Consider the following 540-nt stretch of genomic DNA (forward strand, 5'->3'; position numbering starts at 1 on the left):
GGTTAGGCATCTCCTGATAGAAGAAGGTGATCAAAAGCGAAGCGATATGCGCGCCGTCGACGTCGGCGTCGGTCATGATGATCACGCGGTCGTAGCGCAGGTCCTCGTCGCGATATTTCGAGCGCGTGCCGCAGCCGAGCGCCTGAACCAGGTCGGAAATCTGCTGGTTGGCGGCAAGCTTGTCGTTGCCGGCGCTGGCGACGTTGAGGATCTTGCCGCGCAGCGGCAGCACCGCCTGGCTGGCGCGGTCGCGTGCCTGCTTGGCCGAGCCTCCGGCCGAGTCGCCCTCGACGATGAAGATCTCGGCGCCGGCCGCGGCGTTCTGCGTGCAGTCGGCGAGCTTGCCCGGCAGGCGCAGCTTGCGTACGGCGCTCTTGCGCGAGACTTCCTTTTCCTGACGCCGGCGCACACGCTCATCGGCGCGCGCGATCACCCATTCGAGAAGCTTCGAGGCTTCCTGCGGGTTGTCGGCCAGCCAGTGGTCGAACGGGTCGCGGATGGCGGTTTCAACGATGCGCATCGCCTCGATGGTGGCCAGCC

Annotated in this window: 1 protein-coding gene; it reads right to left on the reverse strand. The window is 66.3% G+C overall.

The features are described 5' to 3' along the window. On the reverse strand, positions 1–540 hold a 540-nt coding region (locus EOA79_RS32425), incomplete at both ends, for a toprim domain-containing protein (protein WP_245489989.1).

This window comes from Mesorhizobium sp. M1A.F.Ca.IN.020.03.2.1 (assembly GCF_004023205.1).
GTDB lineage: Bacteria > Pseudomonadota > Alphaproteobacteria > Rhizobiales > Rhizobiaceae > Mesorhizobium.